Consider the following 17088-nt stretch of genomic DNA (forward strand, 5'->3'; position numbering starts at 1 on the left):
GGGGTGGAGGTGGACTGGAAGGCGGTGATCGGTTCGGGTCGTCGGATGGTGGACCTGCCGACCTACGCCTTCCAACGCACCCGCTACTGGCTCGAATCCGAGCCCGTCGCAGCGGCCGAGCCCGTCGCAGACTCCGATGACGCGCGGTTCTGGCACGTCGTCGAGGCGGTGCGCGGTGAGGACATCGGTGCCCTGGCCGACAGCCTCGCCGTCGAACCGGCCTCGCTGGCCGAGGTGTTGCCGGCGCTGAGCGAATGGCGTCGCCGCGAGGCCGCCCGCGCGGATCTCGACTCCTGGCGCCACTCCGTGAGTTGGCAGCCCCTGGCGACGCGTACCACATCCACCACTCCTGGCCTGTCCGGTTGCTGGCTGCTGGTCGCGGACGAGTACGACCAGGCCATGGCACCCGCCGTCGCGGACGCCATAAGGCGCGCGGGGGCCGAGGCGGTCACCGTCCGTGTCGATCCCGCTCGCGCCGACCGGGAGGCCGTGGCTGCCGCGCTCCGTGCCGCCTCGGCGGGCGGCGATCTCGCCGGGATCGTCTCCCTGGTCGGCACCGACGACCGCCCGGACGCCCACCGTCCCGGGCTGACCGCCGGCTTCGCCGCCACCGTCGTGCTGATGCAGGCGCTCGCCGACCTCGGTACGGCAGCCCCGTTGTGGTGTGTCAGCACCTCCGCCGTCTCGGTGGGCACCTTCGAACCGCTCGACCATCCGCTGCAGGCCCAGCTCTGGGGCCTCGGCATCGTGGCCGGACTGGACACCCCGGCCAACTGGGGTGGTCTGGTCGACCTGCCGTCCGATGCGGACGACGCGGTTCTCGACCGGTTCTGCGCGGTGCTGGCTCGCGGTGACGGTGAGGACCAGGTCGCGGTGCGCCGCTCGGGTGTCTTCGGCCGTCGACTGGTGCGGGCGCGTGCCGGTGATGGTGTGTCGGATCGCAGCTGGCGTCCGCGTGGGACGGTGCTGATCACCGGCGGTACCGGGGCACTCGGTGGTCATGTCGCGCGCTGGCTGGCGGCCAACGGCGCCACCCGTCTGGTGCTCACCAGCCGTCGCGGCGACCAGGCCCCCGGCACGGCCGAACTCCTGGCCGAACTCGCCGACCTGGGCGCCCACGCCACCGCCGTCGCCTGCGACCTCGCCGACCGCGACGCCGTCGCCGCACTGCTGGTGCAGGCCCGCGCCGACGGGCCGCTGACCGCCGTGGTGCACACAGCAGGTGTGTCCGGCGAGCCTGCGCCGCTGGTCGACACCGGCCTCGACGACCTCGCCGCGACGCTGGCGGCGAAGGTGTCCGGCGCCCGCCACCTGGACGAACTGCTGGCGGACGAACACCTGGACGCCTTCGTGCTCTTCTCCTCGGCCGCCGGAGTCTGGGGCAATGCGGGCCAGAGCGCCTACGCCGCCGGCAATGCGTACCTCATGGCCCTGGCCCAGTACCGGCGCGACCACGGACAGCCCGCGACCTGCGTCGCCTGGGGTGCCTGGGACGGTGGCGGCATGGTCGACGCCGCCGAGGGCGCCCGGCTGGCCCGGAACGGCGTGCTCCCGATGGCACCCGAGCAGGCCATCGCCTGCCTGCAGCAGGCGATGGACGCTGACGACACGTCACTCGTGGTGGCCCGGGTCGACTGGCCGCGCTTCGCCGAGCTCTACACGCTCTCCCGGCCCCGTCCGCTGCTCGACGCCCTGCCGCAGGCTCGGCCGGCCCGGGCCGGAGAACTGGACGCGGCCGACGCGGTGACCGATGACGTCACGGTCGGTCTCGCGGCGCGGTTGCTGGCGATGGGCGAGGACGAGCGGCAGCGGGAACTGCTGCGTCTGGTCCGTGAGCGGGCGGCGGGGACGCTGGGCCACCCGACACCCGACGCGGTGCGCGCCTCACGTCCGTTCCGCGAACTCGGCTTCGACTCGCTCACCGCCGTCGACCTGCGCAATCAGCTGAACGCGGTGACCGGGCTGCGGATCCCGGTGACGGCGGTGTTCGACCACCCGACGCCGGCCGCGCTGGCCAGGCACCTCAACTCGGCGATGGCGCCCGCCGCCTCGGGGTCGGCCATGCCCGGTTCTGCCCGGTTGGACATGCTCCCGCTGGCCGCCGTCGAACAGCTGGAGTCCTCCCTGGCAATCGTGGACGGCGACGAAGGGGTGCGCCGGCAGGTCGCGGACCGGCTCCGGGAACTGCTGGGTCGTTGGGAGCGGACGGACGAGGGCCTGGAGGGCATCTCCGACGACGACATGTTCGACCTGATCGACCGTGAACTGGGGGAGTCCTGACTCCCCGGTACCCGCGTGCATATGCGGTCCGTTAAGCCGTCGATCATGTGGCATTCGGGACCGGAACAATGCCACCGGTTCCGTTGAGGTAAATGTAACCTCAGATCATCCTCAAATGTGTATCCCTGGAAACAGCGGGCTGAGAACATTTGTATCAGGAAGATACTTCCGGCGGGGCCCGGTCGGCCCCGTGGGAGAGTTCACCAACCGTGCACCCGGCTGATCGGTGACGTCTACGGACGATGCGATACCAAGCTGTCACAGTCTGTGCCGTCAGGATCGGAAAATCCTCACGGTCGGGGGTGTCCTTAGGGTTGCGAGGGCCGCCGCCTTCGGGGCGGGGCCTTGGTCGGGTATGTGTGCATGAAAGACTGGGGAGTGCATCATGGCTTGGCTCAACAGCGCCGTCGTCGATGACATGGAGTCTGCTCGTACTGGTCGGGGCCTGCCCTGCGGCGAGGTCAGCCTGCTGGACCGGCGTCGGAGCGAACCGCGGAATGCCGCCGCGGATCCACTCGTAAGAGCGGACGAATACGGCCACATATTCCTGGAGAATGTCGAGCAGGGCGGCGTCGGACTTGCCGTTATGGATCCCCGGATGCGCATCAAGGAAACCAATGCCGCATTCCTGGAGCATACCGGATTCCATGCTCGCCAAATTCGGGACCGGGCTTTATTCGAATTGCTCCACCCGGCGATCCGGCAGCACGTGATGCGACAGTTCGAGCGGTTGCAGCAGCGTCGTTGCAATCGATTCATGGAGCGGCTCCCGGCGCTCTGGGCGACGCAGACGGAATTCTCCTGGGATCTCACCGGAATGGCCGTCGTCGGCGATGTGGGTGATGTCAAGACCTTCGTCATGCTGGCCGATCCCGCGAGGCTGGACGAGGACAGCCGCGTGCTGATCAGCCCCAAGAAGGTGCTGAAGCAGATAGACGCCCGCATCCTGGAGGGCGTGGCCACCGGCGTCACGACGGTGCAGCTCGCGGCCAGCCTGTACCTCAGCCGCCAGGGCATCGAGTACCACGTGAGCAATATGTTGCGGCAGTTCAAGGTCACCAATCGGGCGGCCCTGGTCTCGAAGGCCTACTCGATGGGCCTGTTCGGTGTCGGTAGTTGGCCGCCGCGCGTTTTGCCTGAGTACATTCAAGAATAGGCGCAGCCCCCGCTCGCCTCTGTCCGTGTCTCGCCGACCCGTGCGCCCGAGCACTTGTCGCGAATGGGACAACCGGAGCCATGACTGCCCACTACACCGCCGGTCATCGACACCTCGTGTGCGCGAACTTGCCATCACCGGCCGGGCCCCGCCCCAGCGAAGGCCCGGCCGGCCCCTCCTCCGCCGTGGGGGATCGGAGGTACGGGCAGGCCGGGCCACATCGTCGCAATCAGCCGAGCGTCGGAATCAGCCGAGCGTCGGAGCTACCCGAGCGTCCACTGCTGGTTGCTGCCGCCGTTGCAGGTCCACAGCTCGACCGGCGATCCGCTCGCGGTCCTGGCGCCGGTCACGTCGAGGCAGAGACCCGACTGGACGCCGGTGACGGTGCCGTTGGCGTTGAACTGCCACTGCTGGTTGGCGCCGCCGTTGCAGGTCCAGGTCTCGACCTTGGTGCCGGCCGTGGTCTGGTTGTTGAAGGCGTCCAGGCACAGGGTGGTGCTGCCGCTGTAGACGGTCAGCTGGTTGGCCGAGGTGCGGGTCCAGGTCTGGTTGGAGCCGCCGCCGCAGGTGTTGATCTGCAGCTGCACCCCCGGAGTGGTGCTGGAGTTCGGCACGTCCAGGCACTTGCCCGCGCCGATCGCGTGCACCTCGCCGCTGCCGGCGCCGGTGGTGTAGCCGGCCGCCACGACGTTGGCCTGGACCGCGTTGTCGGCCGCGTCCGTGGGGTAGCCGGAGGTCATGACGCCCTCGAAGAAGGAGCCGATGGAGCTGTTGCTGTTGTCGCCGCCGGTGCCCAGGATGATCGCGCCCTCCTGGTGCATCGGGGCGTAGCCGCCCAGGTTGGGCAGCGCTCCGTCGTACCAGGTGGTCAGACCGCCGGACTGGGCGTTGCCGCCCTTGATCGCGTACGTGGTGGTGCCGTTGTTCTTGAGCAGCGCGGTGACGAAGGCGCTGGAGTTGCCCTTGTTGCCGGTGTCGGAGCCGTTCCCGCCGGCGAAGAGCCCGTTCTCCAGGTCCGCCTGGACCCAGGGGCCGGAGCCGGAGCAGGGGGAGAACCAGCACTCCGTGCCGAAGTTGATCGCGTCCATGTGGCCGTTGCCGGTGTCGTCGTTGGACGTCTCGGCGTTGCCGTAGTCGAAGCAGCAGCCGCTGTTCACATGGGTGCCGCCGGCCACCATGTACTCGCCCTGCGCCTGGCTGCCGGTCGCGATGCCGGTGGTGGCGTCGTCGCGGTAGCCGACCCCGGCCGACACGTACACCCCGTAGACCTTGTGGCCGCCGACCGTCACCGGCAGCGCGTTGGCGACCGCGCCCACGTCCTGGCCGCCGTTGCCGCCGGGGCCTGCGATGGTCAGGTTGTTGTGCTCCGCGCTCTGGTCGTAGATCTCGGTGATGACGCACGACGTGCCGGCGCAGAAGCTGTCCTGGGCCGCCGCGTCGGCGTAGCCGCCGGCGCTGAGCGTGGAGATGTCCGCACCGGTGCCGTCGGACCCGCGCTGGACCCGGTACAGCGGGCCGTTGTAGGCGCCGTAGAGCGCGCGAACGGTGCTGTGTGCGGCGACGCAGGGGGTGCCGGCGGCTCCGTAGATGTCGCACGGCAGGGACGTCGCGGCCTGGGCCGTGCCGATCGTCCCGACCAGGATGCCGCCGAGGAACGCGATGACCGCGCCCATCGACAGCAGTGCCCGGATCACCTGCCGTGTTCTTGCCACATGTCGACCAGTCACTGTGAACCTTCCCGCTGTGTTAGCGCTAACAATTGACGCCGGACGATGCGCGCACAGGGCTGCGCTCCGTGCTGCGTCTGGGTGGGTGGTGGGGCCGTCGCGTGCGGGCCGGGCGCGAGAGCGCAGGCCGGTGGTCCGAAGCCGGCGATGTGCCCGTCCGTGCCGTCCGACGGGAGTGAACCGGTCGGCCGGTCGGCCCCTCCCATGTTGTACGCGTCCCGCCAGGCCCGGTCAACGGGTCGGCACGAACCTCGGAATGACGCTTCCTCACGATCCGTCGCCGGTCCGGCTCCGTTTCGGCTCCATCCCCGGTCGCCAGAGGGGGACCGAATCGGCGACCTTCGCTGTCCAAGCCCTTGACCGAGCGGAATGTTGGCGCTAACAATTCTCCACAGCGCTCCCCGGGTCGGAGCGGACCGCAGAGAAGAGGGGAGGAGTGGACCATGGACGGCGACCGCGCACCTGTCATGGCGGACGTGGCCCGGATCGCCGGTGTCTCGCACCAGACCGTCTCGCGAGTGCTCAACGATCACCCGAACGTACGGGCGGCCACCCGGGACCGGGTCCACGCGGCCATCCGCGAACTCGGCTACCGCCCCAACGCCGCCGCCCGCACCCTGGTCACCCGCCGCACCCGCACGCTGGGTGTGGTCAGCTTCAACACCACTCTCTACGGCCCGGCCTCGATGCTCCACGGCATCGAGCAGGCGGCCAAGCAGCAGGGCTACTTCGTCACCGTGGCCGCGCTCGCCGCCCTCGACCGTCGTTCGGTGCTCGACGCGGTCGAGCGGCTCCGGGACCAGGCCGTCGAGGGGATCATCGTGATAGCGCCGCAGACCACCGTGGTCGGCGCGCTCGCGAACGTGCCCCCCGAGGTGGCGCTGGTCGCGGTCGGCTGCGGCACCCATGCCTCGCTGGCGTCGGTGGCCGTGGACAACGAGGCCGGCGCCGAGCGTGCCACCTCCTACCTGCTCGACCTCGGCCACCGTACGGTGCATCACCTGGCCGGACCGCGTTCCTGGCTTGACGCCCAGGAGCGCGAGGCCGGCTGGCGACGTGCGCTGGAGAGCCGGGGGGCGCCCGTGTTCGGGCCGCTGACCAGCGGCGACTGGTCGGCGCGGACCGGGTACGAGCACGGGCGGCGGATCGCCGGCGACCCCGGGGTCACCGCCGTGTTCTGCGCCAACGACCACACGGCCCTCGGCCTGCTGCGTGCCGTGCAGTTGGCGGGCCGGCGGGTGCCGGAGGACATCAGCGTCATCGGGTTCGACGACATCCCGGAGGCGGAGTACTTCGGCCCGCCACTCACCACGGTGCGCCAGGACTTCGACGAACTCGGCCGTCGCGCGCTGCGTGCGCTGATCGAGATGATCGGCGAGGCCGCCCCGTCCCCGCACCACGCGCAGCACGCGCACGGGCCGTCCATGTCCAGGCCGCCTTCGGGCAGCCCCTCGTTGGCCAGACCCGTGATTCCGCGTGTCACCATCGAGCCCAGCCTGGTGGTGCGCGCCTCGGCGGCACGTCCTCGCCGCTGACCGGCCGGCCCCGGCCCCACTCGCCACCAGGACATGAGGGATCAGCGGTGACAGCTCCTCCTGCCGATGTTAGCGCTAACAAATATCGTGCCCCCAGCGCCGACTGAGGCAGCCTCAGACTCCCTGTCCGGCCCGCCATCCCGCACGGGCAGGGCTTCGGGGATCGGCCCGCGCCGAACCCGACACACCGTCAGACATCCACCCCCACCCCCCCGACAAGCCTCCACACGGCTCGACTCGACCCACCAACACATCCGCCAGGAAAGGCCCCGATCAACGATGATTGGCATCAGTAGATCCCGCACCGCCGCTGCCGTCGCGACGGCAGCACTGCTCGCGCTCACCGCAGCGGCCTGCTCCAAGAGCCCCACCGGCGGAACCACCGCCGCCGCCCCGTCCGGCTCCGGCGCAGCCGCCGGGCCCGTGCTGTCCGGCTCGGTCACCTTCAACCAGGACAACCTCGGCAAGCTCGACGCCGCCCTCAAGTCCGCGCTGGCCGGCAAGGACCTCTCCGGCGTCAACATCGCCATGGTCGTCAACGTGGCCGCCGACTACTGGAAGGCAGGCCAGGTCGGCTTCCTCAAGGGCTGCTCCGACCTCGGCATCTCCAGTGGCAAATGCACCTACTTCGCCCCGCCGAACGGCAAGCTGACCGAGCAGAACTCGGAGCTGGAGACCCTGCGCTCGCAGGGCGTCACCGGCTACTCCCTGTCCGCCATCGACCCCACCTCGGCCGCCGGCACCATCCACACCGACGTCACCGGCGGCGTCGCGGTCCTGGCCATCGACTCCCCACTGCCCGGCACCGACGCCTCCTCGCTCTACCTGGGCACCCCGAACTACACCGCCGGATTCCAGGCCGGAACCGCGATGAAGACGGAGCTCGGCGGCTCCGGCAAGGTGGCCATCCTGGTCGGTTCGCTCACCGCCTCGAACGCCACCCAGCGGATCCAGGGCTTCGAGGACGCGCTCAAGGGCACCGGCATCACCATCGCCCAGAAGGTCGACGACAACCTGTCGGCGAGCACCGCGACCTCCGACGCCGAGACCATCCTGGCCAACAACCCGGACGTCAACGGCCTGTACGGGGTCTACTCCTACGACGGCCCGGCGCTGGCCCAGGCAGTGACCTCGGCGGGCAAGACCGCCTCGGTGCACATCGTCTCGGACGACTCCGACGCCCAGACCCTCCAGTTCATCCAGTCCGGCGTCATCTCCGGCACCGTCGTCCAGATGCCCTACCAGCAGGGCTACACGGGGGCGTACATCCTGGCCGCGGAGAAGGTCCTCGGCAAGGACGCCACCATGGCCATCGTCAAGCCCTACCTGGAGTCCGACGGTTCCACGCTGAGCTCCGGCGTGGGCCTGGTCACCAAGTCGGACCTGAGCGCCTACCAGTCCCTTGAGTCGCAGCTCGGAATCGGCTGACCATGACGACCTCGAACGACGCCCCGGGCCGCGCGGTCACCGCGCGGCTGCGGGGGGTGCACAAGTCCTACGGCCCGGTCCGCGTCCTGGACCTGCCCGAGCTCGACCTCTACGCCGGCCAGGTGGTCGGCGTGGTCGGCGAGAACGGCGCCGGCAAGTCCACACTGATGGGCACGCTGGCCGGCTCGGTGCACCGTGACGGCGGCGACATCGAGATCAACGGCAGCCCGCTGGCCGCCGGTTCCACCGAGGCGGCCGGACAGCTCGGCGTCGCGCTGGTCTCCCAGGAGTTCCCGCTGGTCGGCGAGTTGTCGGTGGCGGAGAACCTGCTGCTGGGCCGGCGCCCGCGCAACTCCCGGCGGCGGATCCTGGTGGACCGCCGGGCGCAGCGCGCCGAGGCTGCGGCGATGCTGGAGGAGATCGGACTGTCCGCCACCGCGATCCCGGTCACCCGCGAGGTGCGCACCCTGCCGGTGCCGACCCGCCAGATGATCGAGATCGCCAAGGCCTGGGGCCGCGAGCCCTCGCTGCTGATCCTGGACGAACCGACCTCCTCGCTCGGCCCGGTCGAGGCCGGGATGGTGCTCGGCCTGGCCCGGCAACTGGCCGCGCGCGGCGGCACGGTGCTGTTCATCGGGCACCGGCTGGACGAGGTGCGCGCGATCAGCGACCGGATCCTGGTGCTGCGCAACGGCAGGCTGGTCGCGGACCTCGAACCGGAGCAGGCCACCGAGGAGCGGCTGATCCGCGAGATGGTCGGCGGCGAGGTCACCCAGGGCGACCCGAAGGCCCCGCCCGCCGACACCCCGGTGCTGCTCAGGGTCGAGGGCCTGACCGCGGACGGCCTCGGCCCGGTCGACCTGGAACTGCGCGAGGGCGAGATCCTCGGCGTGGCCGGGCTGATGGGATCGGGCCGCAGCCGGCTCGTGCACACCGTCGCCGGCGCGCAGCCGTCCACCGGCGGCCGGATGTGGCTGGGCGGCGCGTCCTACGCTCCGCGCGGACCCGGCGACGGGGTGGCGGCCGGGATCGCGCTGATCCCCGAGGACCGCAAGGAGCAGTCGCTGGTGCTGTTCGCCTCGATCCGGGCGAACGTCGTCGTCTCGGTGCTCCGGCGGATCAGCACCCGGGGCCTGCTCGGTCCGCGCCGCGAGCGCGCCGAGGCGCAGCGCATCGCCGAGGACGTCAACGTCCGGATGCAGTCGGTGGAGCAGCCGATCGGGTCGCTGTCCGGCGGCAACCAGCAGCGCGCCATCTTCGGCCGTGCCTTCGCGGCCGAGCCACGACTGCTACTGCTGGACGAGCCCACCCGGGGGGTGGACGTCGGCGCCAAGGCGGAGATCTACGCGCTGATCGACCGGGCGGCCCAGGACGGCACGGCGCTGCTGGTCGCCTCCTCGGAACTGGAGGAACTGCTGTGGATCTGCCACCGGATCGCGGTGATGAACCACGGCCGGGTGGTCGAGGTCATCGACCGCGCCGACGCCACCAAGGAACGCATCATGACAGCCGCCGCCGGAACCCTCCACCCGACCGCCCCCTGACTCCTGAAGACCTGACCGCAGAAGACCTGACCGCAGAAGCAACTGACCGCAGAAGCTTCTGACGGCTGAACATCGGAGCCGCACCATGAGCGCCCAGAGCACGCTCACCCCCGAACAGGCGCCGCCGCGCGCCCGCCCGGCCGCCACCGCCCTGCTCCGCACGCTGGCCCAGTCGCCGGAAGCCGGCGTCATTATCGCCTGCGTGCTGGTCTTCGTCGGGATCGCCTCCAGCGCGCCTACCTACACCGCCGTCGGCAACCTCCAGGTGATGGGGCGTGACCTCTCCCAGGTCGGCATCCTGGCGATCGGCGAGTCGCTGGTGATCCTCACCGGCGGCATCGACCTGTCGGTGGGCGCGCTGGCCGGACTGGCCGGGATCCTCGCCGCCTGGTTCAACGTCAACCAGGGCCTGCCCGCGCCGCTGGCGATCCTGGTCACCCTGGTGATCTGCGGTGTGGTCGGGCTGTGGCACGGCACCATGGTCACCCGCCTCAGCGTGCCGCCCTTCGTGATCACCCTGGTCACCTACACCGTGTCCCAGGGACTGGCGCTCGCGATCACCAGCGGCTCGCCGATCAACAACATCTCACCGATGTTCAGCAACCTCAGTCAGTACTACATCGGCGAGGTTCCGGTCCCCGCACTGTTCTTCGTGGGGGCGGCCGTCGTCGCCTGGTTCGTGCTGGAGCGCACCTATGTCGGCAGGCAGGTCTACGCCGTCGGCGGCAACAAGGAGGCCGCGCGGCTGGCCGGCATCCCCACCGGCCGCCGGATCACCGCCACCTATGTCGCCAGCGCGGTGCTGGTGGGCGTCGTCGGCGTCCTGGTGATCGGCCGGATGAACGTGGCCGACCCCTCGGTCGGCGCGGGCTGGGAACTGACCGCGATCGCGGCCGCGGTGGTGGGCGGGGTGTCGCTGTTCGGCGGCGCCGGCCGGATCGCCGGCATCGCCGCCGGCGCGATCCTGCTGGAGTTCATCACCAACGGCCTGCTGGCCCTCAAGGTCAGCCCCTACGACCAGCAGGTGGTCCAGGGCGCGGTCCTCGGCGTCGCGATCCTGCTCGACCGCGTCCGCGCCCGCTACTTCGCCCGCAGCCGCACGTAGCCCGCCGGGCTCATCAGGGTGGGTCCGCAGCATCGTTGCGGACCCACCCTGCGCTGTCACCAGGAGGGGCCCTGGACAGTCCGTCAGTAAGTTAGGTTAGCCTAACCTTATGAGCCTTCCTCATTCACTGCTGTCCGCCGCCGGCTACACCACACCTGCGCTGTGGCGCGTGCTGACCAAGTCCGGCTACTTCATCGGCATGTGCGGGGCCATCGGCGCCACCGTCACCTACGCGGCGACGGTCCGCCCGGCCCTGTGCTCGGGGGCCGGCGGTGCCGCTGGGAACGAGGTGCTGCGGCGCCGCGCCGCGGTGTTCATGGCCTGGTCGGGGGTGGTGCTGCTGGTCGCCGGGTACTTCCAGCTCGCGGCCCGGGTGGCCCGCTCGGGCCACGGCATGCCGTTCGCCTCCGCGCTGACGCCGACGCAGATAGCGGCGTTCCTCCGCGCACCGGCCCAGCCGGACGCCTGGATCGCGCAGGGCACGCTCATCCTGGTCCAGAACCTCGTCCTGGTGCTCGCCTCCGCCGTGCTGATGGCCCTGTTCAGCCCGCGGGCGCGGCGCCACGCGGACGCCCTCGCACTGGTCGCGCTGCCGCTGACACTGGCGACAACGCTGGTCGGCGCGATTCCGGCCAAAGCCCTCACCGGTACGGACGCCCTGCTCGACACCCTGCTCGTCCAGGTCCACATCGTCAGCGGCACCGTATGGGTCGGCGGCCTGACCCTGCTGGTCACCCTGGCCGCCGCCAGGCGTGCGCCGGGGGAGCACGCCGGCGTGCTGTGGGCGGATCTGTGGCGACGCTTCGGCCTGGTCGCGCTGGTCTGCGTCGGCGCGGTAATGGTCTCCGGTCTGTGGATGACCTGGAAGCACGTGGGCACGGTCCCGCAGCTGTGGACCACGACCTACGGGCTGTTCCTGCTCGTCAAGATCGGCCTGGTCCTGGGCATGATCACCGCTGGTGGCTTCAACCAGCTCTGGCTGATGCCGCGTATCGCCCGGGCCCGCCGCGCCGACGCGACGTCCTCGCTGCTGAGGCTGACGCTGCGACACTTCCCCAGGGTCGTCTGGGCCGAGGTCGCGCTCGGTGGCGGGGTGCTGGCCGTCATCCCCTTCCTCAGCGGCTCCGCGCGTACCGAGGCGGCACCCGGCAGTACGGCACCCGTGGCGACCGGAGGCATCCTCGCGGTCGGCGTCCTCCTCGTCCTGACCCTGGCCGCCTCCTTCTACGCCACCGCCAGGGCGTCCGACGCCCTCGCCCGACGTGACGCCCCGGCACCCTCCTGACGGGTCGACAGCCACCCGCCGAACAGCGCCCGAACCAGGCGGTCATCCCTTGTTCGGCGGGTGAGGTGGCTACTCTGGCGGCCATGGACGATGCTTCGGTGGCACGGTTCTACGATCAGCTCGCGGCGGACTACCACCTCATCTACGGTGACTGGGACGGAGCGGTGGTGCGCCAGGGCAAGGCCCTGGACGCGGTGATCCGCTCGGCCCTCGGCGCGGAGCCCGTCACGGTACTGGACTGCGCGTGCGGGATCGGTACCCAGGCCGTCGGCCTCGCGCTGCAGGGACACCGGGTGACGGGTACGGACATCAGCCCGGTGGCCGCTGAGCGGGCCGGGCGCGAGGCGGCCCGGCACGGCCTGGAGATGACCACGCGGGATGCCGACATGCGGTCGCTGCCCTTCGAGGACGCCGCCTTCGACGTGGTCGTGTGCGCTGACAACGCCCTGCCGCACCTGCTGACCGCGGAAGACCAGGCCACGGCACTGGGGGAGATGCGCCGCGTGCTGCGCAGGGACGGCCTGCTGCTGGTCAGCACCCGGCCCTACGACGGGATCCGGCAGTCCCACCCCGCCTCGACCACCCCGCAGTCCCACGGGCGGGGACGCGACCGGACCGTCAGCTTCCAGCTGTGGGACTGGCACGAGGACGGCGAACGCTACGACCTGGAGCTCTTCCAGTTGATCCCCGACGGTGACGACTGGCGTGTCGAAGTACGGCGCACCGCGTACTGGGCCCTCACCTCGCAGCAACTGGAGGGCTTCGTGACCGGGGCGGGATTCGACCGTACGGCGTGGTTGCCGCCCGAGGACAGCGGGTTCTTCCAGCCCCTCCTCACCGCCCGGGTCCGCTGACCCGGGCCACGCGGTCGCGTTGCGCAGCGGTGCGGCCGGGATGCGCCCTTCGGGGACGGGGGTTCTGATAGGGGGAGCGAGCAGCGTCCGGCTGTCGCGTACAGCAACCGACCGATTGCCCTCCGAGGAGAGGCGATGTCGATCAACGGCTACGAACTGATCTTCCCTGCGGAAGCCGAGCTGCCCGACCGGGTGGAGGTGCGCCGGACGGGCGCCACCGGCCCGGGCGGGCATCCGGTCTACAGCGACGCCACCGGGATCATCCGGGCCGAGATCAGCGAGAGCGGGGACATCCGGATGCTGCCGACCGGAACCCACCAGAGCCCGCGCCGTCCCAGCTCACTGCGTCGTCTGGAAAGCCCACAGTGAGGGGCCGACGATGCTTCTGGACCTCTTCGTCATCGGCATGGCTATCACGCTCGGCCCGCTCCACAACACCGCGTTCATCCTGATCCTCACCGCGCGTCGGGGCGTGCGGAAGGGAGCGGCCTTCGTCCTGGCCTGGCTTGCCTGCCTGGCGCTGGTGGTCGCGCTGGTCCTGCTCGGCACGGGCGGGGACCCTCCGAGGCCGGGGACCGCACCCTCCACCGCGGCCGAGGCCGTCAAACTGGCAGTCGGCGTCGGCCTGATCGCCTACGGCGAGCACAGACGCCGCACGGCGGCCGGCCACACCCGCAAACCGGCGACCTGGTCGACCCGGCTGCACGACGTCTCCGCCTGGACAGCGGCCGGCTTCGGGGTGTTCCTGCAGCCCTGGGGGATGGTGGCGGCCGGTGCCGCGGTCGTGGTGCAGGCCAAGGTGTCCAGCGTCGGCTCGTACCTGGCCCTGATGGCCTTCTGCCTGCTCGCCACGGCGAGCATTCTCGCCATGGAGCTCTACACCGCGTTCGCCCCGGAGCCGGCGGGCCGGGACCTCGAACGGCTGCGCGTATGGATGGACAACCACACCGATCAGGCGGTGGTGGTGATCTCGCTCCTGGTGGGCCTCTGGCTGGTGAGCAAGAGCATCTACGGACTCGTCGCCTGAGGTCGGCGGACGGTCACCCGCTGTCGCGGTCGTTCCCGGCGGGGCGGACGGCCCGGACGAGCAGTTCCCTGCCGCCCAGGTTCGACGGCCGCCACTCGCCCTCGACGCCGGCGAACCCCGCCGCCTCCACGTCCGGCAGCAGGACCTCGTCGAACTGCGGCCCAGCGCTTCCGCCGTCGGGCAGCACCGCCCGCTCCAGCACACCGAGGACCAGCCGCCCTCCCGGCCGGAGCACCCGCAGCACCTCGGCCAGCGAGCCGACTCTCGGCTGCCACAGCTGCGCACTGTTGGCCGCGAACACGGCGTCGAAACTGTCGTCCTCCCAGGGCAGCGCGGCGGCGGTCCCCTCCCGGAGCCGCACCCGCCCGCCGAAGCGGCGGACCCGGCGCCGGGCCTGCGCCACCATGGCGGAGGACGGGTCGACGCCCTCGATCCGCACCTCCGGCGCCGTCCGCGCCAGCGTCACCAGCCCGACGCCCGGGCCGAACCCGATCTCCAGCACACGCTCACCGGGCACCGCGGCCAACTCGGCAACAACGGCCTCCACCTGGGATTTGTTGATCACCGCCATCAGCCTGCCGACCAGACGGCCGAGCGGTCCCCGGGGCATCGCGAACTGCCGTGTGAGATCCATGGCGGCAAGCCTCGCACAGCGCCCCCGACGCCCGCAGCCCGCGGCCCGTGCCCGCAGCACGCGGCCCGTGCCCGCAGCACGTCTGCCCGTGCGAACGGGCCCGCGGCCGGCCGTCTGCCGCCGATGTCCCGCACACGACGTCCGGGCCCCCGCCGCTCCGTCCGGGCCCGGGGGCGGGGCACCCCGGACCCGGGCGGTGGTCGGCCGTGCGCGGGACCCGGGCAGGGGCGCGCGCCGGTCAGGTCAGCTGATCGTCCACTGCTGCAGCGCGGAGCCGGTGTTCACCTGCTGCGTCACCGTCGACCCGTCGGCCGTCGACGCCGTGGTGAGCAGCAGGCCGCTGTGGGCGGAGGCGACGGTGTAGCCGCCGTCGGGCAGCCGGGTGAGGTTCCAGTGCTGGTTGCTGTTGCCGGTGCAGGTCCACTGGATCACACGGGCGCCCGCCGTGGTGGAGCCGCCGCTGACGTCGGCGCAGAGCCCGGACTCGGCGTTGACCAACTGGTAGGAGCCGTCGGACTGCTGGGTGAACTGCCAGCTCTGGTTGGCGCCGCCGTTGACGCCCCAGGTGATGAGCTGGGTGCCGGCGGACCTGCTGTGGCCGGGGTCGTCCAGCGCCTTGCCGCCGGTGACCAGGGTGTGGGCGCCGTTGAGGTTGCCCGCGGTCGAGCCGACGGCGGTCATCGTCAGCGTCTGCTCGGCGGCGGTGCGTGACCCGCCGACCGCGTTGCCGGTGCTGTTGGTCCAGGTGCGGGTGGGGGTGGTCTCGGCGGAGCGACCGGAGTCCGCGGACAGCCCGACCACCAGCCCGCTGTAGCGGTTGACCAGCCGGTACGCGCCGGTGGCGGTGCCGTCGGCGGCGGACAGCTGCGGGACGACGAACCACTGCTGGCCGACCGTGGGTCCGCCGGACCCGGCCGCGCCGACGGACGGGGCCGCACCCCAGGCCCGGCCGGAGGTGGAGCCGGAGTCCACGCCCAGGAGCAGGCCGCTGCCGGCGTTGGTGATCCGGTACGAGCCGTCGCCGTTCGCGGCGAAGGCCCACGCCTCCAGGTTCGAGCCGGTGGCGGCCGCCTCGGAGGTGGTCGCCGAACCGCCGGAGACCTGGGCGAGCACCCGGCCGTCCGCGTTGCTGATCCGGTACGTCGTGGCCGGGTCCAGCAGGGGTGCGGCGGGCGAGGTGGAGTCGACGGTCTCGTTGGCGTACTCGCCGTCGGAACTCGCGCAGGCGATGGCGCAGTAGGAGCGGAAGGTCTTGCCGATGATCGTGGAGTTCGTCCGGTTCGCGCCGTCGACGAACCAGCGGTACCAGGAGCCGGAGGTGTAGCTGCCGGAGTCGCCGGCCAGGTACCACTGCTGCGTGGACAGGTCGTCGGTCACGTAGTACCGCTGCGGGGCGGTTCCGGAGACCACCTCGGGCTCGCCGATGTAGAGGCCCAGGTAGGCGTCGTAGGCGATGTTCATGATGAACAGGTCCGATTTTGCCGGGAGTTGGCCGGCCGCCACCTGCTGGTCCACGGTGCCGGTGCTGGCCGGGCTGTAGTCGCCGCCGACCGGGGTGTAGCCGGAGGGCGCGGACGCGGTGGCCGGCACCATGTTGCTCTCCATGCCGCCGATGCCCGGCTGCGACCAGGAGCCGTCGTACCACTTCGACCAGGAACCGGCCGCCATCTTCGAGGACAGCGGGGCACGGGCGACGTGCGCGAGACCGCCGTTGCTGCCGCCGACACCGGCCTTGGGGATGATGCGCGAGCCGTAGTAGACGTAGAAGTAGCCCGAGGCGGTGTCGACGAACAGCCGCGGGTCGCCGTCACCGTAGTCGTAGGTCTGGTTGGGGAACGCGGTGGTGTCGTTGCGGGCGGTGCTGTACGGGGAGGTGATCGCGTGGCCCTCGATGGTCCACACCTTGCCCTGGTCCGTCGAGACGGCGTAGTCGATCGAGTCGTAGTGCAGTCCGTCGCCGAAGGGCTGCGGGGTGAACTCGTTGTGCACCAGCCCGTGCCAGTCCCCGGTGTCCGGGTCGACCCAGACCCCGACCAGGTCGCAGTAGTTGCGCTGGGAGTAACCGGAGCCCGACCCCGCCGACGTCGCCTCCAGCCCGGTGGGGCTGTTGTTGCAGCGCCAGGTCGTGTCGTTGTTCCTGTCGTTCGGGTTGGCGGGGTTCACCGCGTCGCTGATCGCGCTGGACCGGGTGGCGCTGTCGAAGTCGGTACCGGTGTAGAAGTCCCAGGCCCGGGGATCGGTGGCGCCGTACAGCGAGTGGGACTGCTGGAAGTAGAAGCTGCCGTCCTTGTCGACGAAGGCGCTGGCCGGGGTGTCGTCCGGGTAGGCGTAGCTGCCGGTCGAGCCGATGGTGACCGTGTACGTGGCGGGCGGCGGGGCCGCCGAGGCGCCGGTCGCGGCCGCGGCGCTGCCGGCCAGCGCCAGCGCCGCGGCGCCGAGCGCGCCGACGAGCCTGTTTCGGGCAGTGGACACAGTTGCTCCTTCGTGTGACCGGGCGCGCCTGCGCGGCGGAC

The 17088-nt window shown here is 71.1% G+C and carries 13 protein-coding genes; 10 read left to right on the forward strand and 3 right to left on the reverse strand.

Annotated features, from left to right (window positions below):
- Both ABH925_RS23280 and ABH925_RS23285 read left to right on the forward strand, forming a co-directional pair.
- The coding region (locus ABH925_RS23280) for an SDR family NAD(P)-dependent oxidoreductase (RefSeq protein WP_370150758.1) at positions 1-2280 on the forward strand (2280 nt) is incomplete at its 5' end.
- A gap of 385 nt (positions 2281-2665) precedes the next feature.
- Positions 2666-3436: a LuxR C-terminal-related transcriptional regulator gene (locus tag ABH925_RS23285; protein ID WP_370150759.1), complete on the forward strand. Its 771-nt coding sequence runs from the start codon at positions 2666-2668 to the stop codon at positions 3434-3436.
- 263 nt (positions 3437-3699) lie between these two features.
- On the opposite strand, the gene ABH925_RS23290 is transcribed toward ABH925_RS23285, so the two are convergent.
- On the reverse strand, positions 3700-5109 hold the full coding sequence (locus tag ABH925_RS23290; RefSeq protein ID WP_370150898.1) for an arabinofuranosidase catalytic domain-containing protein: 1410 nt from the start codon (positions 5107-5109) through the stop codon (positions 3700-3702).
- Between the two features lie 497 nt (positions 5110-5606).
- Here ABH925_RS23290 and ABH925_RS23295 point away from each other — a divergent pair, with 497 nt between their 5' ends.
- The 8 genes from ABH925_RS23295 to ABH925_RS23330 all read left to right on the forward strand — a co-directional run bounded on the left by ABH925_RS23295 (position 5607) and on the right by ABH925_RS23330 (position 13941).
- A complete protein-coding gene (locus ABH925_RS23295; protein WP_370150760.1) occupies positions 5607-6698 on the forward strand; it encodes a LacI family DNA-binding transcriptional regulator in 1092 nt (363 codons plus the stop codon).
- 279 nt (positions 6699-6977) lie between these two features.
- A complete protein-coding gene (locus ABH925_RS23300) occupies positions 6978-8126 on the forward strand; it encodes a substrate-binding domain-containing protein (protein ID WP_370150761.1) in 1149 nt (382 codons plus the stop codon).
- Between the two features lie 2 nt (positions 8127-8128).
- Positions 8129-9670, forward strand: coding sequence for a sugar ABC transporter ATP-binding protein (locus ABH925_RS23305; protein ID WP_370150762.1), 1542 nt, complete (start codon positions 8129-8131; stop codon positions 9668-9670).
- A gap of 85 nt (positions 9671-9755) precedes the next feature.
- On the forward strand, positions 9756-10775 hold the full coding sequence (locus ABH925_RS23310; RefSeq protein WP_370150763.1) for an ABC transporter permease: 1020 nt from the start codon (positions 9756-9758) through the stop codon (positions 10773-10775).
- Positions 10776-10884: 109 nt separating this feature from the next.
- The gene (locus ABH925_RS23315) at positions 10885-12060 is read left to right on the forward strand and encodes a copper resistance D family protein (protein WP_370150764.1); all 1176 of its coding nucleotides are present in this window, start codon (positions 10885-10887) and stop codon (positions 12058-12060) included.
- 83 nt (positions 12061-12143) lie between these two features.
- Positions 12144-12914, forward strand: a complete 771-nt coding sequence (locus tag ABH925_RS23320; RefSeq protein WP_370150765.1) for a class I SAM-dependent methyltransferase — start codon at positions 12144-12146, stop codon at positions 12912-12914.
- Between the two features lie 135 nt (positions 12915-13049).
- Positions 13050-13283, forward strand: coding sequence for a DUF6296 family protein (locus ABH925_RS23325; RefSeq protein ID WP_370150766.1), 234 nt, complete (start codon positions 13050-13052; stop codon positions 13281-13283).
- Between the two features lie 10 nt (positions 13284-13293).
- Positions 13294-13941, forward strand: coding sequence for a GAP family protein (locus tag ABH925_RS23330; RefSeq protein ID WP_370150767.1), 648 nt, complete (start codon positions 13294-13296; stop codon positions 13939-13941).
- Between the two features lie 13 nt (positions 13942-13954).
- On the opposite strand, the gene ABH925_RS23335 is transcribed toward ABH925_RS23330, so the two are convergent.
- Entirely contained in the window at positions 13955-14575 is a 621-nt protein-coding gene (locus tag ABH925_RS23335; RefSeq protein WP_370150768.1) for a class I SAM-dependent methyltransferase, read from the reverse strand.
- A gap of 243 nt (positions 14576-14818) precedes the next feature.
- Positions 14819-17047 carry an RICIN domain-containing protein gene (locus tag ABH925_RS23340; protein WP_370150769.1) on the reverse strand — a complete coding sequence of 743 codons (2229 nt, stop codon included), beginning with the start codon at positions 17045-17047 and terminating at the stop codon, positions 14819-14821.
- Positions 17048-17088: the final 41 nt, after the last annotated feature.

This window comes from Streptacidiphilus sp. EB129 (genome assembly GCF_041262645.1).
Classification (GTDB): Bacteria; Actinomycetota; Actinomycetes; order Streptomycetales; family Streptomycetaceae; genus Streptacidiphilus.